The sequence below is a fragment of the Chryseobacterium sp. Leaf180 genome (genome assembly GCF_001424585.1).
Taxonomy (GTDB): Bacteria; Bacteroidota; Bacteroidia; order Flavobacteriales; family Weeksellaceae; genus Chryseobacterium.
The window spans coordinates 135,885-160,753 of record NZ_LMPJ01000001.1; the positions used below are offsets into that span (position 1 = coordinate 135,885).

Annotated in this window: 20 protein-coding genes; 9 read left to right on the plus strand and 11 right to left on the minus strand. The window is 40.8% G+C overall.

Annotated elements, in window-relative coordinates; all coding sequences use genetic code 11:
• Nucleotides 1-514 precede the first annotated feature (514 nt).
• Together ASG01_RS00540 and ASG01_RS00545 are read left to right on the plus strand one after the other, a co-directional pair.
• Nucleotides 515-1,336 (plus strand): alpha/beta fold hydrolase, encoded by an 822-nt coding sequence (locus ASG01_RS00540; protein ID WP_055858356.1) that lies wholly within the window; start codon nucleotides 515-517, stop codon nucleotides 1,334-1,336.
• An 84-nt stretch (nucleotides 1,337-1,420) separates the two neighbouring features.
• Nucleotides 1,421-2,119, plus strand: coding sequence for a hypothetical protein (locus ASG01_RS00545; RefSeq protein ID WP_055858361.1), 699 nt, complete (start codon nucleotides 1,421-1,423; stop codon nucleotides 2,117-2,119).
• 261 nt (nucleotides 2,120-2,380) lie between these two features.
• Here the strand turns inward: ASG01_RS00545 and ASG01_RS00550 are convergent, their stop codons facing one another.
• From ASG01_RS00550 to ASG01_RS00565, 4 genes are all read right to left on the minus strand, one after another.
• The gene (locus tag ASG01_RS00550; RefSeq protein ID WP_055858365.1) at nucleotides 2,381-3,439 is read right to left on the minus strand and encodes an NADH:flavin oxidoreductase/NADH oxidase; all 1,059 of its coding nucleotides are present in this window, start codon (nucleotides 3,437-3,439) and stop codon (nucleotides 2,381-2,383) included.
• 11 nt (nucleotides 3,440-3,450) lie between these two features.
• On the minus strand, nucleotides 3,451-5,667 hold the full coding sequence (locus tag ASG01_RS00555) for a hybrid sensor histidine kinase/response regulator (RefSeq protein WP_055858369.1): 2,217 nt from the start codon (nucleotides 5,665-5,667) through the stop codon (nucleotides 3,451-3,453).
• Between the two features lie 351 nt (nucleotides 5,668-6,018).
• Nucleotides 6,019-6,714, minus strand: a complete 696-nt coding sequence (locus ASG01_RS00560) for a LytR/AlgR family response regulator transcription factor (RefSeq protein ID WP_055858370.1) — start codon at nucleotides 6,712-6,714, stop codon at nucleotides 6,019-6,021.
• Nucleotides 6,715-6,812: 98 nt separating this feature from the next.
• Nucleotides 6,813-7,286, minus strand: coding sequence for a Dps family protein (locus tag ASG01_RS00565; protein ID WP_055858373.1), 474 nt, complete (start codon nucleotides 7,284-7,286; stop codon nucleotides 6,813-6,815).
• Between the two features lie 394 nt (nucleotides 7,287-7,680).
• Here ASG01_RS00565 and ASG01_RS00570 point away from each other — a divergent pair, with 394 nt between their 5' ends.
• A complete protein-coding gene (locus ASG01_RS00570) occupies nucleotides 7,681-9,291 on the plus strand; it encodes a Na+/H+ antiporter (protein WP_055858376.1) in 1,611 nt (536 codons plus the stop codon).
• Nucleotides 9,292-10,005: 714 nt separating this feature from the next.
• Here ASG01_RS00570 and ASG01_RS00575 read toward each other — a convergent pair.
• The 6 genes from ASG01_RS00575 to ASG01_RS00600 all read right to left on the minus strand — a co-directional run bounded on the left by ASG01_RS00575 (nucleotide 10,006) and on the right by ASG01_RS00600 (nucleotide 16,881).
• On the minus strand, nucleotides 10,006-11,976 hold the full coding sequence (locus ASG01_RS00575) for an LTA synthase family protein (protein ID WP_055858379.1): 1,971 nt from the start codon (nucleotides 11,974-11,976) through the stop codon (nucleotides 10,006-10,008).
• Between the two features lie 60 nt (nucleotides 11,977-12,036).
• Nucleotides 12,037-13,320 (minus strand): sensor histidine kinase, encoded by a 1,284-nt coding sequence (locus ASG01_RS00580; RefSeq protein WP_055858383.1) that lies wholly within the window; start codon nucleotides 13,318-13,320, stop codon nucleotides 12,037-12,039.
• A gap of 126 nt (nucleotides 13,321-13,446) precedes the next feature.
• Nucleotides 13,447-13,803 carry a four helix bundle protein gene (locus ASG01_RS00585; protein ID WP_055858387.1) on the minus strand — a complete coding sequence of 119 codons (357 nt, stop codon included), beginning with the start codon at nucleotides 13,801-13,803 and terminating at the stop codon, nucleotides 13,447-13,449.
• Nucleotides 13,804-14,011: 208 nt separating this feature from the next.
• Complete coding sequence (locus tag ASG01_RS00590) at nucleotides 14,012-14,692, minus strand: response regulator transcription factor (RefSeq protein WP_055858390.1); 681 nt, start codon at nucleotides 14,690-14,692, stop codon at nucleotides 14,012-14,014.
• 406 nt (nucleotides 14,693-15,098) lie between these two features.
• A complete protein-coding gene (locus ASG01_RS00595) occupies nucleotides 15,099-15,857 on the minus strand; it encodes an SDR family NAD(P)-dependent oxidoreductase (protein WP_055858394.1) in 759 nt (252 codons plus the stop codon).
• An 82-nt stretch (nucleotides 15,858-15,939) separates the two neighbouring features.
• Entirely contained in the window at nucleotides 15,940-16,881 is a 942-nt protein-coding gene (locus ASG01_RS00600; RefSeq protein ID WP_055858397.1) for a helix-turn-helix domain-containing protein, read from the minus strand.
• A 221-nt stretch (nucleotides 16,882-17,102) separates the two neighbouring features.
• Between ASG01_RS00600 and ASG01_RS00605 the strand changes: the two genes are divergently transcribed.
• Nucleotides 17,103-18,170, plus strand: a complete 1,068-nt coding sequence (locus tag ASG01_RS00605) for an SDR family oxidoreductase (protein ID WP_055861992.1) — start codon at nucleotides 17,103-17,105, stop codon at nucleotides 18,168-18,170.
• A gap of 1,908 nt (nucleotides 18,171-20,078) precedes the next feature.
• On the opposite strand, the gene ASG01_RS00610 is transcribed toward ASG01_RS00605, so the two are convergent.
• On the minus strand, nucleotides 20,079-20,897 hold the full coding sequence (locus tag ASG01_RS00610; RefSeq protein WP_238584489.1) for an AraC family transcriptional regulator: 819 nt from the start codon (nucleotides 20,895-20,897) through the stop codon (nucleotides 20,079-20,081).
• Between the two features lie 119 nt (nucleotides 20,898-21,016).
• Here ASG01_RS00610 and ASG01_RS00615 point away from each other — a divergent pair, with 119 nt between their 5' ends.
• The 5 genes from ASG01_RS00615 to ASG01_RS00635 all read left to right on the plus strand — a co-directional run bounded on the left by ASG01_RS00615 (nucleotide 21,017) and on the right by ASG01_RS00635 (nucleotide 24,822).
• Entirely contained in the window at nucleotides 21,017-21,586 is a 570-nt protein-coding gene (locus ASG01_RS00615) for a sugar O-acetyltransferase (RefSeq protein ID WP_055858405.1), read from the plus strand.
• 1 nt (nucleotide 21,587) lies between these two features.
• Complete coding sequence (locus tag ASG01_RS00620; RefSeq protein WP_055858409.1) at nucleotides 21,588-22,055, plus strand: cyclophilin-like fold protein; 468 nt, start codon at nucleotides 21,588-21,590, stop codon at nucleotides 22,053-22,055.
• Nucleotides 22,056-22,067: 12 nt separating this feature from the next.
• Nucleotides 22,068-22,571: a cupin domain-containing protein gene (locus ASG01_RS00625; RefSeq protein ID WP_055858412.1), complete on the plus strand. Its 504-nt coding sequence runs from the start codon at nucleotides 22,068-22,070 to the stop codon at nucleotides 22,569-22,571.
• A gap of 4 nt (nucleotides 22,572-22,575) precedes the next feature.
• Nucleotides 22,576-23,616 (plus strand): alpha/beta hydrolase, encoded by a 1,041-nt coding sequence (locus ASG01_RS00630; protein WP_055861994.1) that lies wholly within the window; start codon nucleotides 22,576-22,578, stop codon nucleotides 23,614-23,616.
• A gap of 312 nt (nucleotides 23,617-23,928) precedes the next feature.
• Complete coding sequence (locus ASG01_RS00635; protein WP_055858415.1) at nucleotides 23,929-24,822, plus strand: exonuclease domain-containing protein; 894 nt, start codon at nucleotides 23,929-23,931, stop codon at nucleotides 24,820-24,822.
• Nucleotides 24,823-24,869 lie beyond the last annotated feature (47 nt).

Genomic DNA, 24,869 nt, shown 5'->3' on the forward strand with positions numbered 1-24,869 from the left:
TTTTTCTCAGGAAATCTTTAAAAAATAATTGCAACTAATTGTTTCCTGAACTCAACGACAATTTTTGCCTGTTCGTCGAAAGTGGAATCAAAAACTTTATAATCTGCAGTAGTTTTACAACAGTTAAGACAGAGAAACGGCCAACGTGAATTTACACCGAATCTGCAGCCCGACTTATCTCATCTTTTCTATTTTTTTATTTGAATCGATGAACCACTGCGTTAGGTTTGAGTGGAAATCCTTTTTTTGTGGATGGAAAAGCAAAGGCAAAAAAGATTGGGAACGGAAGGCATAAATGAGAAAAAAGCGAAGGCTTTTGTCGAAGTTTACGAACGAAGTTCTAAGCTGCCCAAACCTAACAAAGTGGTTCGACGTCGTCAAATAAAAATTATCAAAAAATGTACGATGTTAAACTAGATTAACTGGAAAAGAATTCAAGCATCCTACATTTGCTAGAGAATTAAGAAAAAAAAATATTAAAATAAAATTATCACAACATTAAAAATAAACAATTATGAGCACACTAAAATTAAAAGACGGAACAGAGATTTTTTACAAAGACCAAGGCGAAGGACCAACTTTGATGTTTCACCACGGATGGCCTTTATCATCAGACGATTGGGATGCACAGGTGATTTTCTTTCTGCAAAGAGGTTACAGAGTGGTGACGCACGACAGAAGAGGTCACGGCCGTTCCAGCCAGGATATTTACAAACACACGATCGATCAATATGCTTCTGATGCCGCGGAATTGGTAGAATTCTTAGACCTGAAAGATGTGGTTCACATCGGTCACTCAACTGGTGGTGGCGAAGTGATTCGTTATGTAGCGAAATATGCGAACGGAAGAGCGAAAAAAGCAGTTTTAATCAGCTCAGTTCCGCCAATTATGGTGGCAAGTGACAGCAATCCTGATGGTGTTCCGATGTCGGTTTTCGATGGTATCAGAGACCAGACTCTGAACAACAGGAATCAGTTTTATATTGATTTGACTTTCCCTTTCTACGGCTATAACAGAGAAGGCGCGGATGTAAAAGAAGGTGTGCAGAGAAACTGGTGGAGACAGGGAATGATGGGCGGAATCGTTGCTCATTACGACGGAATAAAAGCATTTTCTGAAACCGATCAGACCGAAGATTTGAAAAACACAGACATTCCGGTTCTGGTGCTTCACGGCGAAGATGACCAGATTGTGCCTTACCAAAATGCAGCTTTGAAATCAATAAAATTACTGAAAAACGGAACGCTGAAAACATACCCTGGTTTCCCTCACGGAATGCCTACTACGGAAGCTCCGACGATTAATAAGGATCTTTTGGAGTTTATTGAAGCATAGAGCATACGCTTTTGAAATGTAAGTAAGGGAAAATTTATAATTTTACCCTTATTTTTGTATTGGTATAAGATCAGATCATACGTTATGGGCAATTTAATTTGTGAGAACGGGCAGGTGAAAATGGTTTCGAGCTTTTCTGAACTTGTCAGTACCGGTTTTTCAGGTATGCAGAACGCAGTTTGCTGGCAACGGAACCCGCGGGGAAATTTTAAAGAAATTGCAGAAAAACTTCAGCTGAAGGAGAATGTGACAGAAATTTCCCAACAGGATCTTCTGACACTGAAGGTATCCGACGATGGCGCAAAGGCGCGTGAAATTATTCTGAACGATCTGGCTCTTCTGACAAAATCTGGTGCACAACCTGTGCTCAATCTGATTAAAAATTACGAAAGGGATGATGCGTTTGATTTCATTTCAACCGATGTGTATTCTTATCACGTAGACCGTTCTCCGGTCGCCACTTCCACATTTTTGTGTACATATGATGGTGCAGCAGGCGACATCATAGGCAATGATGAAGCCATTCAGAAAATTTTAATTCCGGAAATACGCGAAAATCTTAAAAAGCTGCATCAGGGCTGTGCAGATGATTTTGAAACATTTTTAACTGAAAACTACTTCGATCTTCATTTTGAGGCAAAACCCAATGCAAAACCTTTTAATTTGGGAAAAAGAAACCTCTGGAAACTTTCCGTGGATCATCCCGGCCATATGGTTTTACCGTGCATACATCGCGCTCCCAAAGAAAATTATGGCGAATATCGGTTGCTGCTGATCTGTTGAAACAGTAGATTTCTATTCTTATTTCAAACTAATAGCCTTCTCTTAAAAACTTTAAGACCAGCCAGTCGAAATGTGAGAGAGAAGATTACCGTAAGAGCTTAAAAAATGCAAATCTCATTAGACTATTTCAAAAAGTTAAATACGGTACAAAACAAACCGGTTGCAGCTGTCTTCATTTTCGGCATCTATGACTTCTGAAAATTAATGCGTAATCTATACAGACGCCCTTTTGTTAGCATTTAATTTGACCATGAGTTTTATTTAAAAAGCCCTTTTATACTGCCACGGAATGTCGGTTTCCAGTCCAAGTTCCTGTGCAGAATGTAAAGCAAAATACGGGTCGCGTAAATGTTCTCTGGCAATGAAAATTAGATCTGCTTCGTCGTTGACAATAATATCATTAGCCTGAACAGCTTCGGTAATCATCCCGACCGCGCCGGTTGCAATCTTCGTCTGTTGCTTGATAATGGATGAGAACGGAACCTGATAACCCGGGAAAACATGGTCTTTGCTGACATTGGCAAATCCTCCGCCGGAAGCCGTAATAAGGTCGACGCCATTTTTTCTCAGAATCTTTGCCATAATAATGCTGTCATCCAAAGTCCATGCATCCGGTATCTCCAGATAATCGACTGCTGAAATTCTTACCAAAAGCGGCATTCCGTCGGGAATTACCCGGCGTACTTCGCCCACAGTTTCTACAAGAAAACGCATTCTGTTTTCCAGACTTCCACCGTATTCATCATTTCTTTTGTTGATCACGGCAGAGTAGAACTGGTGGAACAGATACCCGTGACCGGCGTGCAGTTCTACCGTATCAAAACCTGCATCGACAGCTCTTTTTGCGGCTTCCACAAATTTTATTTTTAATTCCTGAATTTCCGCCACGGTCAGTTCTTCGGCCAAAACACCGTTGAAATCATGTGCCGACGATGATTTTACAGTCCAGGCACCTTCTTCCTGGGTGAGTGGTTTCATTTTTTCATTGGGATGTTTCAGACTTCCTTTTCCACCCGAATGCCACAGTTGAATGCCAATCTTTGCATCCTGCCCGTGTACAAAATCTACGATGGTTTTCCATGCATTTTTCTGTTCGTCATTCCAGATTCCGACATCGCTCAGAGTTGCTAAACCTTCGGGAGAAACGGCGGTACATTCGGTCATAATTAGACCCGCTCCGCCAACGGCTCTTCCTCCAAGATGTACAAGATGCCAGTTTCCGGGGATGCCGTTTTTAGCGCTGTACTGCTGCATGGGTGAAACTGCTATTCTGTTTTTTAAGGTAAGCTGTCGGAGATTTAAAGTTGAGAATAAATTCATTGTATTGGATTTTAGATTGATAATGACTGTAAAAATAGTTTCGCTTCAAAAAACGATTTGAGTAAGATATTCTGAATCTCTTCCAAAACTTTTTCTGATGTTTTATTTGCTTCATTGGTGAGTTCTAAGATATTAAGTTTTTCTTCTAATAATGGCAGTAATCCCATTATTGCAGCACTCGATTTCAGGTCGTGTGCCCGCAGTTTTAATAATTTGAAATCTCTATTTTGATACGCCAGGTTCATTTCCTGCAAATGCACCGGAACTTTGTCTAAAAACTGTTGGGTAACCGTTTTTTCAAAATCTCTGTCGCCATTGCTGATGGATTTCAGATAGTTCAGTTCAATGATTTTGTAGTCTGAAACCAGGTCATCAGTTTTCACATTCTTTTTTTCATTTTCCTGCAATCCGAAATTTGAAATGAGCTTAAATAATTCTTCCTCTTTAATGGGTTTAGAAATATATTCGTTCATGCCGCGGCTCAGGCATTTTTCCCGTTCGCCGGCCAGAGCGTGCGCCGTCATCGCGATGATGGGAATGTTTAATTTCAGCTCTTCCCGGATCTTTTGCGTGGCTGCATAACCGTCCATCTGGGGCATCTGAATATCCATTAAAACCAAATCGGAATCGCTATCTCGAAGATATTCCACCGCTTCCAGACCGTTCGAAGCGGTTTCAAAATCGATATTCCACTGCGATAGCAGATGTTTCATTAAACTTTGATTGATAGAATTGTCGTCCACAACCAGAACTTTCAACGGCGCATTCGATGTATCTTTGAAATATCGGGTGTTCACAGCAGAAGAGGTGGAAGTAATCTGTTTTTCAGCAATCTGATACGGAATGAAGAAATCGAAAGTCGTTCCCTTGCCTTGTTCGCTCGTGACTTCGATATTTCCGCTCTGCAGTTGGATGAGACTTTTCACGATGGATAAACCAAGGCCGGTTCCGCCAAAGTTTCTGGTGGTGGATTCTTCGCCCTGGTTAAATCTCTCAAAAACTTCATTCAGTTTATCTTTATCGATTCCAATTCCGGTGTCAGAAATTTTGAAACCGATGATTACTTCTTTTTCCGTATGCTGTTTGTTATAAATTTCGATACTGATGCTGCCCTGATGCGTAAATTTGATGGCATTTCCGATAAGATTGATCAAAATCTGCGTAAGCCTCGTGGCGTCGCCATTCAAAGTGTCCGGAATAGAAGAATCGATGTTGCTGGAAATACTTAACCCTTTTTCTTTCGCCCGTTCAATAAAAAAAGTCTCCACAGAATTGACCAAACCATTGATGCTGAAAATGCCGGGAGTAATTCTCATCATTCCCGCCTCGATTTTTGAAAGGTCTAAAATATCATTGATAATCGCCATCAGATTTTCTCCCGAGCGCTGAATGGACGAGACAAATTCTGCAGAGGTCGCGTCTAAATTCCTTTTCTGCAAAAGATTGGTGAAACCTAAAATTCCGCTCAGAGGCGTACGGATTTCGTGGCTCATATTGGCGAGAAAGTTTTCTTTGGTTTCGGCTGCGACGCTTGCTCTTTTCTCGGCAACAGCCAGTTCCTGTATCAGTAATCTCTGACGTTTGAACTGACGGAGAATATGAAAACCGACAATCCCGCCGCTTAAAACGAGCAAACCCAAAATGTATACATCATACAGTCTGGCTTTTCGGCCCATTTGCTCACTCTGTTTGCTGAGGTTCACCATATCCAGGCGTCGCGTTTCATAAATTTTGGCCGTGATGTTCGTGATTTCGTTGGATATTTTTCGGGCTCTGGGATTGGCGATGGACGTTTGGTCATCCAGATTTCCCAAAGTGTTGTACCGCAACAGCAGTTTTTCTTTGGTCAGTTTCTTCTCCATCGCCAGAATACTGAGTCTGTGAATGAGTTTTTCCAGTCCGCTGTCCTGAGTGTCTTTTGAAATGGAATCGAGAAAATTTTCTACTTCATCTATTTTTTGATCAACACCATTAAGATGAGTCGTGTCATTGGTAGCAATAGATGCCCGGATTCTGCTTTCCACACCCAGAATATCGCGGTCTATCTGCCGCAGATGATTGCTGGAACGGAGCTCATTCAGCAACAGATTATTATTATTAATAAGCGACTTTGTATTGTTGGCAGAATTGATCTGAACAGCGATCAGCAGCAACGAACCCGCAATAAAGGTGAGGATAATGAAATAGCTGAAGCGCTTATTGTCCATTACTGAGCTTATTTTTTTCATAAGTGCCTGTACTTATTTGGAATTGTTGGAACTGACTTGAGCATTGTAAAAACCACCTGTAAAAAATTCTCTAAATTTTATCCGGAAGTGCCTCATCATTTTTTATTTATTTAATCGTTCGGTGACGCTTGTTCACAGCTTTCCAAAGCAGGAAATTTTTTGAATGGTAACACTGAACCTGCAGCACGGCTTGAGCGGAAATGTTTTTTCTTATGCTCAGATTCCGATAAATACGGAATCGTCTGCAAAAAAGACTGTGATCCCTCTGAAAGGTTCAGGATAAACTCAGTGTGGAGACAGGTTCCCAAACCTGACAAAGTATTTCAACGAAGACAAATAATAATGATCATTCTAAAAAACATTCATTCTGGTATTCAGTGCTTTTCTGTACGCATCGGCCACAGGAATAAACTTCCCGCTGATCATAATTCCACCGTCCTGAAGGGTATCAATTTTTCCGACACACACGATAAAAGAGCGGTGTACACGGATGAAATGGTCTTTCGGAAGACGTTCTTCAGCAGTTTTCATTTTACCGTGAATGGCAAACATTTTTTCTCTTGTGTAAAACTTCACATAATCGCCCATCGCTTCCGCGTACAGAATATCGTCAAGTTTCAGCCGTCTTGTAATATTGGAATCCCGCACAAACAAAAATTCATCTTTGGTCATTTCCACGTTTTCCCTCCGGCTTTCAAGAATCGACTGAGCTTTGCTGACGGCCTGCAAAAACCTTGCAGGCATCACCGGTTTCAGAATATAATCTGCGATGTTGAGTTCGAAAGCTTCAAGTGCATAGTCTTTATTTGAAGTCGTGAAAATGATGAGCGTGTCTTTTCCTGAAAGGTTTTTTGTCAGTTCGATTCCGGTCATTTCGGGCATTTCAATATCGAGAAAAATCAAATCGACTTCGTTAAACTGCAGGTAGTGGTACGCTTCGATGGCATTGCTGAACTCTCTGGCAACCGTGAGATTCGGAATCTGCTTTGCCAGATGTGCCAGAGTGGTTCTTGCAATGTCGTTGTCATCGACGATAATCGCTTTCATAGGAATGTTTTTTTATGGTTTACACAAATATAATTATTCCTTTTCCTTGCAGCCGTTTTAAATTCAGTTTAAAATGGTCATCGATGCGAATTAACTTTTTATCTGAAGTAGGAACGGATCATCCAGGCCATTTCTTCATGGGTTTCCATCAGACCCGTGATATAGTCGCTGGTTCCGTAATCTTTGAATTCTTCTGCAAAAGGTGTGATGTTTCCTCTCAGAAATTCGATGATGCTTTCGTGGTCAGCCAAAAGATCTTTCATATATCCTAAACCATCATTGTTTCGGTCGCTGTATTCGGTAAGATGCGTCAGTTCAAGATACATTTTCATTGTAGCAGGTGCAAAATGACCGATTTTACGCATGCGTTCGGCAACACTGTCAATCATTTCATCCAGTTGTTTGTACTGCTCTTCAAAAAAAATGTGGTTGGCGTGGAAGTTATCTCCCGTAACATTCCAGTGCGCATTTCTTGTTTTGATGTAAAGTAGCGTTTCGTCAGCTAAAAGTTTTGCCAGTTGATCTGCAACAGCCTGAGTGTTTTTTTCTGTAATTCCGATTTTTGTTTTCATAACAGTATAATTTTAAGTGATAGTAAAAAGCTTTATTGCTTGTTTTCTGATGTAAAGATCAGCCGGAATCCTGCTGAAATAAAAAGGTTTTCGGTGAACGGGCAAAACGAATCGGTGAAAAGGTGATAAATATGATCGGCCATCATAATTTGAAGGAAAGATGATATTGAATCACTTAAAATGCAATCAGGTTTAACAATTCATTAGAGAATCATGTATTTTTGAATGTTGATATTACCTGCTGAATTCTGCTGTATCGAATACTGTTTTTTTAAAAAGTATAGAGGTTAGGAATATTGAGAAGTAATGATACTGACATTTTTAAGTAAGCTCAGCATTAACTGAAAGGCAGGAGATATTTAAAATATAAGAAATTAAATAAAAAGTATACAATATGCATGAAGATCTGCTTCTTATTCTCGGCCTCTTACTGGTCGTAATGATGCTGGTAATGCTGGCACAGCGCATCAAAATTGCCTATCCCATCTTTTTGGTGGTCGCAGGATTGGGAATCAGCTTCATTCCGGGAGTTCCTGTTTTAAAACTGGATCCCGAAATTATATTTCTGATATTTCTTCCGCCGCTGTTATACGAAGCTGCATGGTACACCTCGTGGAACGACTTCTGGAAATGGAAAAGAACCATTGGATTAATGGCTTTCGGATTGGTTTTTATCACCTCCGTCGTAGTGGCTTTTGCTTCTCAGGCTTTGATACCCGGATTCACTCTGGCGATGGGATTTTTACTCGGCGGAATTGTTTCACCACCTGATGCGATCGCTGCAACAACCGTTTTGAAAGGATTAAAGGTGCCAAAACGCACCATAGCAATGCTGGAAGGGGAAAGTCTGATCAATGATGCCTCTTCGCTTATTGTGTTCAGGTTTGCACTGGCTGCTGTGATCACCGGAATGTTTTCGGTTGAAGATGCTACAGGACAGTTTTTTCTGGTAGCAGGGATGGGAATTGTCGTAGGCGTCTTCGGGGCACACCTGATTTATTTAATACACAGATACCTGCCAACCACGCCCGCCATTGATGCAGCTTTAACGGTAATGACGCCTTACATTTTGTTTTTAGGTGCCGAGCATTTTCATTTTTCCGGCGTGATGGCTGTCGTCAGTGGGGGTCTGTTTATGTCTTTTCGTTCGCATGAAATTTTTAAAACAGGCATCACAAGAATCAACATGACGAGTGTATGGAGCACATTGGTTTTCGTGATGAATGCATTGGTTTTCGTATTAATCGGATTGGAATTGCCGGATATCATCAACGGTTTGGGCGAAAATACGGTAATGGAAGGCATCAGATATGGCTTGATTATAAGTTTAATTGTAATCGCAGTGCGGCTTTTATGGATTTATCCTGTTGCGCACGTTCCGAGATGGATCAGCAAAAAGGTGAGAAAAGATCCAAGCCCGGGATGGAAAAATCCGCTGATCATTGGCTGGGCAGGGATGCGCGGTGTGGTTTCGCTGGCAACCGCCCTGTCGATTCCGGTAATGATGAATGACCAGCAGCATTTTCCCATGCGGAATTTGATTATTCTGATCACATTCGTGGTCATTTTTGTAACGCTGGTTTTTCAGGGTTTGACGCTTCCACTGATTATTAAATTCACAGATATTGGCGAGATCGACCCCATTTTGCCTTCGCACGAGCAACAGGCAAGCATAAGGATTCGGCTGGATAATCTTGCGGTAAGAGAACTGAATGAAAAATACATTTCAAATTTAGAAACAAACAGTTTGCTGGAAAATTATAAAAAAAGTATTCAAAACGACATTGTACAGCAGCGAAGTCATTTGGAATCGCTGGAGACATGCACCAACAGACGCAATGATCTTGATGAGTATCATAAAGTCATGCTGAATATTTTTTCAGAGCAGCGAAAGGAACTCTTCAGAATGAAACGTGAAAAAGAATTCAGCGATGATGAAATAAGAAAAGCAGAATCTCATCTTGACCTGAATGAGCTTAAAATAACCGGAAATAAATACATGTAGCAATTAATCCCACAATATTTTTATTTAAACTTTTAGCTGCTGAATATGAGAATATTTGAAAAGAAAAGTCAGAATGCATAGTAAGTGGAAGGAAATAATTCCCTGCTCACACGAAGCTTATAAAATTACTTTCAAGCCGTTCATTTCACTTGTGCCCTTGAAATATCTGGCTGATCATCAGAGGTCGAAAGTTCTGTATCAAAAACGCTTTTCAAATATCGGTTTCAGGATTATATTATTGGGATCAGTTTCAAATTGACCATTCACAATTAACATTTGAAGCAAACCCATGACTCATCATCGATAATTCGTCATAAAATATTTCATCATTAACCATTTATAATTCATCATTAATAATTACCCATTACCAATAAACCATTCGTCTAAAAATTCTGCCTTTCGTTTTCCGCTTCCCGCTTCAAAAACTCATCCTTAATCATTTATAATTCATCATTCATCATTCATCATTCACCATTTATCACTAATCACTAATTATTTATAATTCATCATTCATCATTCATCATTAATAATTACCCATTACCAATAAACCATTTGTCTAAAAATTCTGCATTGCGTTTCCCGCTTCCCCCTTCAAATACTCGTAATTATTTATAATTCATCATTCATCACTAATCATTTATCAATAATCACTAATCATTTATAATTTATCATTCATCATTCATCATTAATCATTTATAATTCATCATTAATTCATCACTTTGCTTTCATTTTCCCATTCTTAAAACGCTCACTCGCCGTCTGGTAATAGGAAACCGTTTCATCGATCTGCGGCTGGTTTTTATGCGGTATGTCAGTCATCGAAGCACCGGCATTCTTAACGGTGAACTGCTTTACATGTTTGCGGTCATCAATCTGGGTAAAGACCGAACCTTTTAAAAATCCGAGGGTACGGTAATTTCCGATAAAAGCACGCTCACTGCCAGCTGCCGTATGGTTGATGTCTTTACCGTAGAGACTCGTCTTGTACTGCCAGCCGAGGTAGCCAAAGAGAGTAGGCATCAGGTCGATCTGCGACGCCAGGCGGTCGATACGCTCCGCTTTCTGGGGAAGATTATAGATAATGGCCGGGATGTGATGGCGGTCAATATTGATTTCCCATCTGCCGGCGCTGCTCGCACAGTGGTCTGCGACGATGACAAAGACGGTGTTTTTAAACCAGGGCTTTTTTCGGGCATCAGCAAGGAATTTCCCTAATGCGTAATCGGTATATTTCACGGCAGCATTGCGCTCACCCTGTGGCAGATCGATTTTTCCGGTTGGGAAAGTATAAGGTTTGTGATTCGAGGTTGTCATGACAAACTGGAAGAAGGGTTTTTGCTGACGGCTGCTGAGGTCTGCATACTTTATCGACTGTCGGTAAAGATCTTCATCGCAGATGCCCCAGGCGTTTTCAAAACTCACTTCCTGATCCGAAATCGCATACCGGTGCGAGGTGATGTCTTCAGAAAGCGGATTCCCGCGGTTGCGGTCGACAATATCAAACCCCTGTCCGCCAAAGAATGTATTCATATTGTCAAAATATCCGTCGCCACCGTAAATAAAATACGGATGGTAATTTTTCTGCCTGAAAACCGAAGCTACGGAGAAAAGATTCTGATTGTTGGGACGGCGCACAATGCTGTTTCCGGGAGTTGGCGGCACGCACAGGGTTAAAGCTTCCATGCCTCTCACGGTGCGGGTTCCTGTCGCGTAAAGCTGGGTGAAAAAAATGCTTTCGTTGGCGAGGCGGTCGTAATTGGGCGTCAGATTTTCGGTATTGCCAAAGGCTTTCAGGAAATCGCCGCTGAAACTTTCTATTGCAATGAGAATCACATTCGGATGCTGCTCGTTGGCTCCGGCTGTTAATCTGGACAGGTCATCCCATGTTGGACTCACATATTTCTGATTGTCCTGCTGCAGATTTTTCTTTACCAAAGAATAGGCTTTCCGGTCGTCCATCGTTGGGTAAAACGTCTTATAATCGAGCTCATTCGATTTAAAAGCGGCAAAGAAAGAAAAGGTACCGTTCTTTCCGGCCTCATTCATCACGAGGTTATTGCCGAAATCAGCCTGTTTATTTTTCAGGATAAAAGAGAGTGCCAGTGCAGGCAGAACGACAGCGGTGAAAAGATTCAGGCGCCGTCTGAAAGGAATGGCATCTGAAAAAGCATCGCTGAAACGGTGCTGTTTTTTGAAAATAAAGAAAGTCGCTGCAATAAGCGCCAGCAGAATCAAAACAATCATCGGTAGCGGATACGACTCATTGATGTTTGAAATCACTTCATACGTGTAAATGAGATAATCGACGGCGATGAAATTAAACCGAACCCCAAATTCATCCCAGAAAGGAATCTCTGCGAGAAGGCTGAAATAAATGATAAGCAGCACAACTGCCAGATAGGCGTATGTGAAAATCCGGTCAAAACGTGATCCGATCCATCTTTTCGGGCAGATCATGAGATATATGCCGTAGAGCAGCAGAAAATAGACACCGACAGTGTAATCAAAGCAGAATCCCGTGAAGAAAACACGTGCTATCGAACCGGCTTTAAGATCAGCATCGCTGTGCGACCAGATGATAAAAACAAGACGGATCAGCGTAGAAAGAATCAGGTAGATGCTTAATACCGAAATCAGTACAGAAAAGCGGCTTTTAGCAAATGAGCGGCTGCGGGAGAAGATCATAATTTGTGCGTTTTAAAAACGGACAAAACTAAACCTCAATTCTGTAGAAATTCTGAATTTTCAGAAATGTACCGAGAAAATATGCTGCTGGTCTTTAAAATCATAGCCAACCGTCCAGTGCTGCGAACGGCAGATTTCCTGCACAATGGCCAGTCCCAGACCGCTTCCGCTGTTGTTTTGAGACATCCGGTAAAATCTTCTGAACAGCATATCACCGGGCAGTTCGGCGCTTCCTGAATTGGCGACAGAAAATGCAGTTTCCGTCAGCGAAACAGCAACCGTTCCGCCGTTTGCCGTGTGTCGGATGGCATTCAGAAGCAGATTGCTGATCAGCACTTCGGTAAGTCCGGCATTACCTTTCCTGCAGATATTTTCAGAAATATTTAGTTCAGGAACCAGATCTTTCTGTGAAAAATGTTCTTCAAGCAGATCCAGATTTTCCCGCAACAGCTTATCAAACTGAATGTCCGACAGCTCAAACTGGCGGTTTTCGATTTTAGCGAGCAGCAACAGGTTTTTATTGATCCGCGCGCTTCGGGATAAGGCAAGGTTAATGTCTTCGGCAATCAGATATTGCGCTTCGGTAAGATTTTCACTTTGCAGGAGAAGATCTACTTTGTTTTTAATAATGGCGAGGGGTGTCTGCATTTCATGCGAGGCGTTTTCGGTAAATTCTTTCTGCACGCCATAGATGCGGATGCTGTCTCGGATCATTTTTCTCAGACGATCATGCAGCTCCTCAAATTCCAGAATCTGGGTACGCTCAAAAGCAATTTCTGTCTGACGGTTCAGGCTGAAATCCTTCAGCTGATCAAGCGTGTTGCGGAAAGGTTTCCAAACCGAACCCGAAAGCCTCCGGTTTAAAATCAACAGGCCACCGACCATGATCAGGAACAGCAAAAGCGTTGTTGCTGAGATAAAAAATAAGGTTTCCTGACTTTCCTCAATATTTGTTTCTACGCGGAAGCGGTAAGGTTTACCGTTGAGGTGAATAATTTTCGAGAGGCAGCGGAAGCGGTCGATCTCTTCAAACTGCAGAAAGCCGTGGGGTTTTTCTACCGTAAAGAGGCTGTCTGTCAGCGCGTCATTTTTTTTTGGAATCTGAATATTCGTTGTCGGCTGCACAGCATTCCACAGTTCAATTGTTTTCTTCAGTTCATCTTCCGGAAGTTTCAGCCGGTTAATCTGGTTCGACGTTTTCTCAGCGACGATTTTGTTGTGCTCATCCAGCTCATGCGTCCACACCGCATCCACCACCAGATAATACACCGGAATACTCACCACCAGCACCACCAGCACGTAGATAATAAAAGGTTTTGTCGTTTTACTGAGCAGTGGGAGCAAAATTTTAATTTTTTAATGGTTAAATATCAATGTTTAATGTCTGATGATCAATTTAATGGTTAAATATCAGTGATAGATTTATTTATTGATAACATCATGATAAATATATTTCGATACGAAGAATTTTCAGGGCGAATTGAATTTAGCTGATTTGAGAATTGCAGTAACTAATTTAATAATTTCGACAGCATCGGTATGGATGATGGTAAACAATTTATCATCAAGATAGTCAGTCGCTTTCAAAAGTTCAATCCAATACAGGGCTTCATTGATTTCTTTTTGTGCGATGGCCATTTTATGTTTAAAATCATTCTTAGACTCTGCGTATTCAGCTTCCCGAATCATTGCACCGACAGAAGTTCCGCTTCTGAGCATCTGTTTAGACATGACGTATTCTTTCTTTTCAGTAATCAGAAATTTGTACAGATTCACAATGTTCACTGCAAATAGAAAACTTTTTTGCTTCACAATATTATCTCTCATTAAACACCTATTTTCAGTAAAAAATTAAAAGATATGCATCGTTTCTTATTAAATTATAGATCATCAAAAAAATACAGTTAAATTCACTGATCATTAAACATTTATTTTCATTATAAAATTAAAAAATGTACATCGTTTCTTATTAAATTATAGATCATTAAAAGTATACCGTTAAATTCAATGATCATTAATCACTAAACATTAAACATTAACCATTACTTTCCCACTTATATCCCGTTCCGTACACGGTTTTCAGGTAGGGCAGGCAGCCTGCATGATGCAGTTTTTTCTTCAGGTTTTTAATGTGGGCATAGACGAAATCGTGGTTGTCTAGCATATCGGCAAAATCACCGGAAAGGTGCTCGGCCAGTGTGCTTTTGGAAATCACCTTGTGGCGGTTTCCGATAAAGTAGAGGAGGAGATCAAATTCTTTGCGGGTAAGGGGCACCACGCGGTCGTGAATGGTGACGGTTTTAGCCTGCAGGTCGATGGCAATTTCATTTTGGGTAATGATGTTCGAACTGGTAAAATGTTTCCGGCGGATGATCGAGTAAATGCGGGCAGTGAGCTCGGAAAGGTGAAAAGGCTTGGTGAGGTAGTCATCGGCACCCAGCTGGAGTCCGGTGATTTTATCTTCCAGGGCATTTTTGGCAGAAACAATGATCACACCTTCCTGCTGATTCATGTTTTTAAGCGCTTCGAGAATTTGGAGGCCGTTGCCGTCGGGAAGCATCAGATCAAGAATAATACAGTCGTAGCGGAAAGTTTCGATTTTTGCCACCGCCTCGGCGTATGTTGCGGCCATTTCGCAGCGGTAGAAGTCTGCAGAAAGGTATTGGGAGATGCTTTGGGCAAGCTCCGGTTCGTCTTCAATAATCAGTATTTTCAACAGAGAGGGTTTTCATCATTTGTCCTGTGAAAATAAGAAAAAGAGTTGAATAGTGTACCGTTCAACGGAGAGTTATGAATGAAGAGTTATTAATGATTAATAATGAGGGGTTAAATATGATTGGTTAGTAATGTATGATGAAAGGTGAAATATGAGTGGTTAATGGTGAAAGTTGGTAATGTTCTTTAGTGATAAAGAGTGATCAGAAAAAAAGGTAAATGATGAATAAATTACCAAATTACATCAGACATCAGATGCCGCGCAGTAATTCACAGGCAATTATTCACCGTTTACCATTCATCAACGTTAATAATTCATCTTTAAAAAAGTTGATCATTAACAATTAATATTTAATCATTGACCATTAACCATTAATAATCAGCCATTAATAATCAATCATTTTTTTTTAAATCCTGAATCCTCCGGATACCTCAATCCGCTGGGCATTGATCCATTTTGAATCGTCCGAACAGAGAAAAGCGACCACGCTTCCGATATCATCCGGTAAACCGACTCTGCCCAAAGCGGTATCAGCAGCCAGGTGCTGGTTCATCTCGGCGACATCACGTACGACACCACCGCCAAAATCGGTCTCAATGGCTCCCGGAGCAATCGAATTGACCCTGATTTTTCTGCTTCCCAGCTCTAAAGCCTGGTATCTTGACAGAGAATCTACCGCTGCCTTCATCGCACCGTACGCAGAATAGCCCGGAAATGAAAATCTTGCCAGACCCGAAGAAGTGTTCACGATGCTGCCTCCGTCATTCATCAGCGGCAATAATTTCTGTGTCAGAAAATAGGGACCTTTGAAATGGATGTTTGTCATTGCATCCAGAATTTCCTCTGTGGTCGTTTCAAAACTTTTGTTGAGTCCGACGCCCGCGTTGTTCACCAGAGCATCTAATTTTGCCGAACCGAATTCGGTGTTTAAAAGCTGTTTGACCTCACCTGCAAAAGTATCAAAACCGGCTGTTGTAGAAATATCCAGGGGCAGTGCAAATGCTTTCCGTCCTAAGGTTTCAATTTCTTTTACAACCGCATCAGCGGCTTCTTTTTTGGTCTGATACGTCAAAATAATATCAAATCCTTTCTTGGCAAGGGCGGTTACTGAATCTTTTCCCAGTCCGCGGCTTGCACCTGTTACCAGTGCGATTTTAGCTTTCATTTTTTTGTTTTAATTAATGATACAAAATTGAGTAAAACAGATCATGTCTTTCTTGCAAAAATCAAATCAAAGTTTGTAAAAATCAAACAGCTGTCAGCTCACGGAAGTTTTGCGGCGACTGCTGACTGTATTTTTTAAAGAAATTGGAGAAATGGGCAACCTCTTCAAAGCCAAGAGTAAAGGCAATTTCAGAAATATTCCACTGGGTTTGGGTCAGCAGCATTTTTCCTTCCTGAAAGATGCGGCTTCCGATGATCTCGCCGGTCGTTTTTCCGGTGGTTTCCTTTAAAACCCGGTTGAGGTGATTGACGTGAACGCCAAGAATTCCTGCAAAATCTGCCGGCGTTCTGAGCTGCAGAATCTGGCTGGTATTTTCAATTGGAAACTGTCTTTCCAGCAGTTCGATAAACAGGGTGGTCGTTCTGGAAGCTGCGGTTTTGCTGTTTCCGGCAGGCATCACAGGCTGTAGTTTCTGCCCGAAGTGAATCAGTTCCATCAGGTAATTTCTCAGAAGGTCATATTTGTAGAGGTAATCTGACTGAATTTCATTGTGCATTTTCAGAAATACTGCCTCAAATTGCTGAAACTGTTCTGTGGAGATATGGTAGATAAAATCGCTGTGTGGCGAAAACGCAGGAAGAAGATCGAGTTCCGGACCGGTTTTTGAAGCCGGCAAAAAGTCTTTGGTAAAAACGCAGAAGTGTCCGCTCTGCTCCGTAGTGAGATGCGTATAGTTGTACGGGATTTTCGGTGAGGCAAACAGGACGGCGCAGTCATCAATCTCAATGGTTTTGTCAGCATATTCCACTCTGTTTTTACCGTTGATGAGGCTTATTTTATAATACGTCCGTCGGTTGTAGGGCATTCCGGTTTTAGCGGTACACGTCCTGGCGATCTCCGCAATATCAAAAACATTGAAGTGACCCACATCTTTGTGAAGATTGTCGTTCAGAAACTGATGGATATCCGGACAGCTGTCTCCCAGAATATCCTGGTAAAATTCTTTGATGGTAATAGAATTCATAGCGTTTGTAAAAATCAAAGATAATATTATTTCGCATTGTTAAAGATGTTTTAATAAGCCTACTTTCAGTCGGTGTTTCTGATGTTCATAAAGGAAGATGCTCAGATAATTGAAACGGTATGCTGGCAGATTGCATAAAAACGCAGTATGACCAAAAACTCATTCGGCAGATCTTGGGTTTGGCACGGACTTACGTTCTGTATTGGGTTAAATATTTGATCATGATACACACAGCACTGGTGGTGGGCGCCACCGGCATCACCGGAAATAATCTCGTACAGGAACTGATCGCACAGGGAATGATCACCTACGGTCTCTCCCGCAACCCGGATGACAGCATTCCGGAAATGATACCCGTAAAGGCAGATCTCCTTGATAAAGAAAGCCTTGAAAAAGCCCTTCACGATATAGCGCCTACGCATGTGTATTTCACTACGTGGATGCGGAAAGATTCAGAAGAGGAAAATATCCGGGTCAATGGAGCCATGGTGCGTCATCTGCTGGAAGTGCTGTCTCCTAAAAAATCAGTGCAGCATGTCGCATTGGTGACTGGGCTTAAACACTATCTCGGACCTTTTGATGCTTATGCCAACAGCGGAACGCTTCCCGAAACACCGGTTAGGGAAGAGCATCCGAGGCTTCCGTATCCTAATTTTTACTATGCCCAGGAAGATGAGGTCTATGCAGCGGCAGAAAAAGAGGGCTTCACGTGGAGCGTCCACCGTCCGCACACCGTGATCGGTTATGCGGTAGGCAACCAGATGAATATGGGAACGACGCTGGCCGTCTACGCAAGCATCTGTAAAGAAACCGGCAGGAAAATGATCTGGCCCGGTTCGGAAGCGCAGTGGAACGGATTGTCGGATGTGGCAGATGCGCGGATGGTTGCCAGGCAGCTGTTCTGGGCTTCCACCACCGAAGCGGCAAAAAATCAGGCATTCAATATCGTGAATGGAGATATATTCCGATGGAAATGGCTTTGGTATCGTTTGGCTGATTGGTTTGGAGTGGAAGCCGAAGGTTTTAACGGCGAAATCAGGCCGCTCGAACAGATCCTGAAAAACGATGCCGACCTCTGGAAACAGATAGCCGCAAAGTACAGTTTAAAAGAAGCCGTTCTCGACCGCCTGGCTTCTGCCTGGCATACCGATCTCGATCTCGGAAGACCGCTCGAAGTGATGACGGATATGACCAACAGCCGCAGGGCGGGTTTTACCGCCTATCAGAATACCGAAGACAGCTTTTATCAGCTCTTCGAAAAACTGCTCTTCGAAAAACTGATCCCGTAATGCCATAAAAAACAGCATAGTGCAAATTGTTGTTCCTCGGTCTAGGTATTTTTACGATAACAAATGGGCATCGAAAACTTCGTTAAATGAAAGGACACATCAAACAAAACTTCCCGATACGCCTCATTCAGTTCCGCACTTGAAGTCACGATATTTGATAAGATAGATCAAAACCGACTTCGGAATCGAGGGCGTTAAGAAATTGTTAAGAAATTTCGTTAAAAAAAATCTGGTGTTTGAAGCGCGGGTTTACATTACGATGAGCAAAGAACTTAAGATCCGCGCAAGTTCAGATTTTTTAGAAATTTATAAATAATTTTAGCCTGAGTTTCCAGGTCTTGATCTTTTGGTTCCTTTTGCATCAAGGCAAAAAGTTCCAAAATGAGNGGGTTTACATTACGATGAGCAAAGAACTTAAGATCCGCGCAAGTTCAGATTTTTTAGAAATTTATAAATAATTTTAGCCTGAGTTTCCAGGTCTTGATCTTTTGGTTCCTTTTGCATCAAGGCAAAAGAACAAGAAAAAAAATAATTATAATTTTTTAGCCAATACATCCAGGTCTTAAACCTTAAAAATGCTGAATAAGAGTAAACTTCTCGATACGATTTTTCCAAAACTACTTGAAGTGACGCTGTGTAAAAAAGCAGACTGAAAAATGACTTCGGAATCGAAGGCGCTAAGAAAATTTAAATTTAATCCGTTAAAAAAAACATTTGTTTCGACGATTCAATAAAAAATAAATGATTTGAGTCAATTGCCATTGTCTGAAGCGCGACAAAAATTAAGATCATAAGGTCATCGATTATATCCGCGCAAGTTTTGGGAATTTTAGGATTCAATTTAAATTTTTAGCCTGAGTTTCCAGGTCTTGATCTTTTGGTTCCTTTTGCATCAAGGCAAACCTAACGAAGTGGTTCGACGACTGAAAGGAGTCACACCATGAAGAGGTTCACTGATTCGAAATAAAAATAAAATGCTGAAGTAAAAGAACATAAAATAAAAATTATCATTGCATTAAATGCATCCAGGTCTTAAACTTTTAATTCTTCTGCTTCAAAACAAACCTAACGAAGTGGTTCGACGACTGAAAGGAGTCACACCTCGAAGAGGTTCACTGATTCGAAATAAAAATAAAATGCTGAAGTAAAAGAACAAGAAAAAATTAAATACTTCCTGATACTCAACTTCGTTTTTCACTCGAAGTTACGATATTTGATAAGATAGACCAAAACCGACTTCGGAATCGAAGGCGTTAAGAAATTGTTAAGAAATTTCGTTAAAAAAAATCTGGTGTTTGAAGCGCGGGTTTACATTACGATGAGCAAAGAACTTAAGATCCGCGCAAGTTAAAAAAAATCTGGTGTTTGAAGCGCGGGTTTACATTACGATGAGCAAAGAACTTAAGATCCGCGCAAGTTCAGATTTTTTAGAAATTTATAAATAATTTTAGCCTGAGTTTCCAGGTCTTGATTTTTTGGTTCCTTTTGCATCAAGGCAAAAGAACATAAAATAAAAATTATCATTGCATTAAATACATCCAGGTCTTAAACTTTTAATTCTTCTGCATCAAGGCAAACCTAACGAAGTGGTTCGACGACTGAAAGGAGTCACACCATGAAGAGGTTCAATGATTCAAAAATTAAATAAAAACAATGAATTAAAAGAACATAAAATAAAAATTATCATTGCATTAAATACATCCAGGTCTTGATCTTTTGGTTGCTTTTGCTTCAAGGCAAACCTAACGAAGTGGTTCGACGACTGAAAGGAGTCACATCTCAAAGAAATTCAACGATTCAAAAAAAAAATTAAAGTAAATAAATAAAAATAAAAACACTTCCCGGTACGGTGTCGAAAATTAACCCAAAGTCAGGGCATTTAAAAGGAAAACTGAAAACGATGCGATCTTAACCCACACGGTTTCGAAACTCACTCGGACTGACACCCAAAACCTTTTTCACATACCTCGTAAAAAACGAACGGCTTGAAAAATCCATTTCATCGGCAATTTCGGAGATATTAAGTTCTCTGTTCTGCAACAGAAGGATGATCCGTTCTTTGGCATAACGCTGTATCCATTCCGAAGCGGTAATTCGGGTATTAACCTTGCAGATATAATTGAGGTATTTGGGTGTAATATTCAGTTGATTGCTGTAAAACCGCACTTCCCGTTCTTTCATACAATGTTGCTGAACCAATAGTAAAAACCGTTGGTACAAAGTTCCGCTTTGCAGACTTCGCTTTTTCCGGTCGAGTTCATCTTCAAAAATATGCCACATCTCCAACAGGAAAATTTGCATTTGTAGTTTCAACAGTTCGTTATAAAAACGGTGGTTTGTTTCCTGTGATTGATCGTACAGCAACTGAAAATTTTTTAAAATCTTTTCTTTATCGTCTTTGTCAGGATGCAGAATTGGATTTTCCTTGGAATGAGTATAACTGTCGATACTCGCATTGGCACTCGGCAAATTTTGAGTCAACAAATCCTTTTCTACAAACAGCGTTGTAGCTTTAAAATTCGCCGAAAAAGATAAATCATCTATAGAAAGTCCAGCGAGCCAAAAAATAAATTCTCCTTTTTTACAGTGAAATTGCCGGCCATTGAAACTGAATTTCACACTTCCGCTCTGGCAGTAAATATGGGTATGAAACTGAGTTTGAAAATCTTTGGGAAACTGAGCAATGGATGCTGTTTTATGCAGGATTACTTTTTGATGTTCTGCCATATTTATTCAGATTTAAAAAACGCTTAACAAAAATAGGTAATATCTGACATTATTTGCGCTGTAATTGTAACAAAACACCTTTCAGATTCTTCTAACTTTGCTGTATTAAATAAAGAAAAATGCAACGAAAAGATATTTTTGAAAGATTACAAAACGGAGAAATCATTTCTTCAGACGATTCTGAGGCCTATAAAATGCGTGAAGCTTCTTTCGCCACAAAAGCATTATTGCTTAAGATGAACAACACCGAAGATCCAGGTGAAGTCAGAGCATTGCTGAGTGAAATCACCGCAACTGAAATCGATGAGACGGTCACGGTTTTTACGCCTTTGCACATCAATTACGGAAAACATACCAAAATCGGTAAAAACGTATTCATCAATTTCGATTGTGTGTTCTTGGATTTAGGCGGAATAACCATTGAAGACAATGTACAGATTGCCCCGAAAGTGAGTTTGCTTACCGAAAGTCATCCGTTACATCCTGCCGATAGACAGTCACTCATTCCGAAACCCATTCACATCAAAAAAAATGCGTGGATTGGAGCAAACGCCACCATTTTGCAAGGCGTGACGGTTGGAGAAAACGCAGTGGTTGCAGCGGGTTCTGTGGTTTCAAAAGATGTGCCCGACAATGTAGTGGTGGGCGGAATTCCTGCAAAAATTATTAAAGAAATTAAATCAGTGTAAGATGAAGATAGCCACAGCCATTTTTATGTGTTTTACCTGCATTTCTCTTTTTGCCTGCAGTAAAGATGATGACACAACGCCCATACGGAATAATGGCAGCACGAATAATAACCCTTCAACCACTAAAATGAAAATTACAGTTGGCACCGCAGTTTTTACCGCAACCTTATACGATAATCCGGGTGCAACGGCGTTTAAAGCACTTTTCCCGCTTACCGTCAATATGACGGATTTAAACAACAACGAAAAGTACTTCGACTTGCCCAACCCACTTCCCACAAATGCGTCCGTTGGCGGCGATATTAAAGCAGGCGATTTAACACTTTACGGAACTAATACTTTGGTGTTGTTTTACAAAGGTTTCAACACCTCATACAGCTATACAAAGTTGGGTTACATTGATAACCCAACCGGACTTGCAACGGCATTGGGCAATGGAAATTTGATTGTCAAATTTGAAACTGATTAGCGATAAATTAATATGAAAAATTCTTTAAAAACAGTGGAAATAATGATCGTTGTCGCAATTACCACACTGTCGTGCCACAATAAAAATCAGGAAAAAATGAAAACAGATACAAATGAACTGCAAGCAATTTTCCCGAAAGGCGAAAAAGGCTCAGAAGATTTATTTACCGGAAATGCTTATAATATTGGTCTGGTAGAGGCAGATTCCACTTTCACGACTGCTGTTGGAAATGTGTATTTCGAACCGGGTGCAAGAAGCAATTGGCACAGTCATCCTGCCGGTCAGATTTTAATCATCACGGATGGAATTGGCTACCATCAGATAGAAGGTCAACCCATTGAAATTATTAAAAAAGGAAGCGTTGTAAAATGTCCGCCCAATGTTCGTCACTGGCACGGAGCCAGTGCGGATGTGGGTTTACAGCAGTTATACATCGTTCCGAATACCGAAAAAGGAATTGTCAATTGGAACGAGGCGGTAACGGATGAGCAATATTCCATTGAAAAATCAAAATAAGCAGATGAAAAAGATAGCAGTTATTGCCATTGCATTAATGATGACCATCGGACATTCATTTGCACAAAATAAAAATTCAAAGAAAATGAATACATCAAAAGAACATTATACATTTCAATTAAGTGATAAAGTTACCCGTCAGAAAATATCTTTCAAAAACCGGTATGGCATCTCGCTTTCGGGCGATTTATATCTTCCGAAAAATGCTGGAAGCGGAAAATTGTCAGCACTGGCAATCAGCGGACCTTTCGGTGCGGTAAAAGAACAGTCGTCTGGTTTATACGCCAATCAAATGGCGGAACGTGGTTTTGCCGTTGTTGCATTCGACCCGTCGTACACGGGCGAAAGTGGTGGCGAACCGAGAAATTTGGCATCGCCGGAAATGAATACCGAAGATTTCAGTGCAGCAGTTGATTTTCTGGGACTTCAAAAAAATGTGGACAGGGAAAAAATCGGCATCATCGGAATTTGTGGTTTTGGAGGTTTTGCCCTAAACGCTACTGCGGTTGATAAACGCATAAAAGCCGTTGTAGCTTCTACGATGTACGATATAACCAGATTAATGTCTAAAGGTTATAACGATGCAACTACATTAGAACAGCGCACCAAAACTTTGGAACAGTTGGGTGAACAGCGTTGGAAAGATGCCGAAGCAGGAACATTTGTCTATGGACCGGAATACAATAAAGCGCCGAAAGATGATGACCCACAGTTTGTAAAAGAATATTACGATTATTACCGCACACCGCGAGGCTATCACGAGCGTTCGGTAAATTCAGGAAATTCCTGGACGGCAACTACGCCTATATCGTTTATGAATATGCCTATCCTGACATATATCAAAGAAATTTCGCCACGACCTCTTTTAATTATTGCAGGCGAAAATGCACATTCAAGATATTTTAGTGAAACCGCATTTCAAAATGCCAACGAACCAAAAGAATTAATCATCGTTCCCAATGCTGTTCACACCGATTTATATGATAAAATAGAGGTCATTCCGTTTGATAAGATGGACACTTTCTTTAGAACTAATTTGAAATAAAAGATAGCGAAAATCCGGACTGTTTGAGATCTACGAAAACATCGGCGAACGCGACGACCTCACGGCCACCGTCACTCTTCCGACCTACTGCGCCGGACTCGATGTGGAAGCCTACGTCTACTTCCAGAACGAGGCCGAAACCCTGGCCTTCAACTCCCCCTACCTCGGCACGGTCACCGTGCTGTAAGACTGAATCTCCATCCTCAAAAAGGGTGGAGATTTTTTTTTGTGATTTAAATCACTTCATAAAGGTTTCCCGTAAGGTAGAATTGTGTTTTTTATTTATATTTATCAAAACTAAAAAACACAACTATGAGATTTACCGCCATAGACTTTGAGAAAGCCAACAATAATTCCTGTTCGGTATGCAGTATCGGGATTGCGGTATTTGAAAACGGAAGCATTATTCATTCCCAAAATTATTTGGTACAGCCACCCGACAACGAATACCTGGCGCTTCATACTTTAATACACGGAATAACTGCGGAAGACACCTGCAATGCTCCGGCATTTCCGGAAGTATGGAATTCAATCCAAAAGTACATTGAGGGTGAAACTGTCGTGGCGCACAATGGATGTACTGTGGAATTTCCTATTTTGGAAAGTCTATTTCATTTTTATAGAATAAGTGTACCTGAATATAGCGGCATTTGTACTTTACAGCTTTCCCAACAGCTTTTTCCATACTTGAACAATCATAAATTATCTACTTTGGCGGAACTGTTCAGTCTGATTTTCAGTGAAAACCTGCATCACAATGCGCTGTATGATGCTGAAGTCTGCGGGCTTATTTTTCTGAAGATGAATCAGTTTTTTAAGTTGAACAGTAGCTGTACGCCAGATCATAACATCAGGAAAGAAAGTTCAAATAAAGATTTTTTCACCGATACTTTTTCATCAAAGAAGATTGATTCTTCCCTGATTTATCCGACTGAGAAACCCAAATATGAAAATCACTATTTCTACTCCAAGAAAGTGGTGATTACCGGAGAGTTCTCTGCTTTCCCGAAACAGCGGAACAAACTCGCTCAAATCCTTTTTGACTGTGGCGCAGATATCAATACTGCAATTTCAAAAAATACCGATCTGGTATTGGTAGGCAATGGTGCCGGACCTAAAAAATTGGAAAAAATAACTTCGCTAAATATTGCAGTGATGAATGAAGATGAGCTACTAGTTCTTATCAGAGATTATATAACTGAATAGCAGTAAATTATTTTAAATATGTAAGAAGGTTTATTTAATGCTTTTTA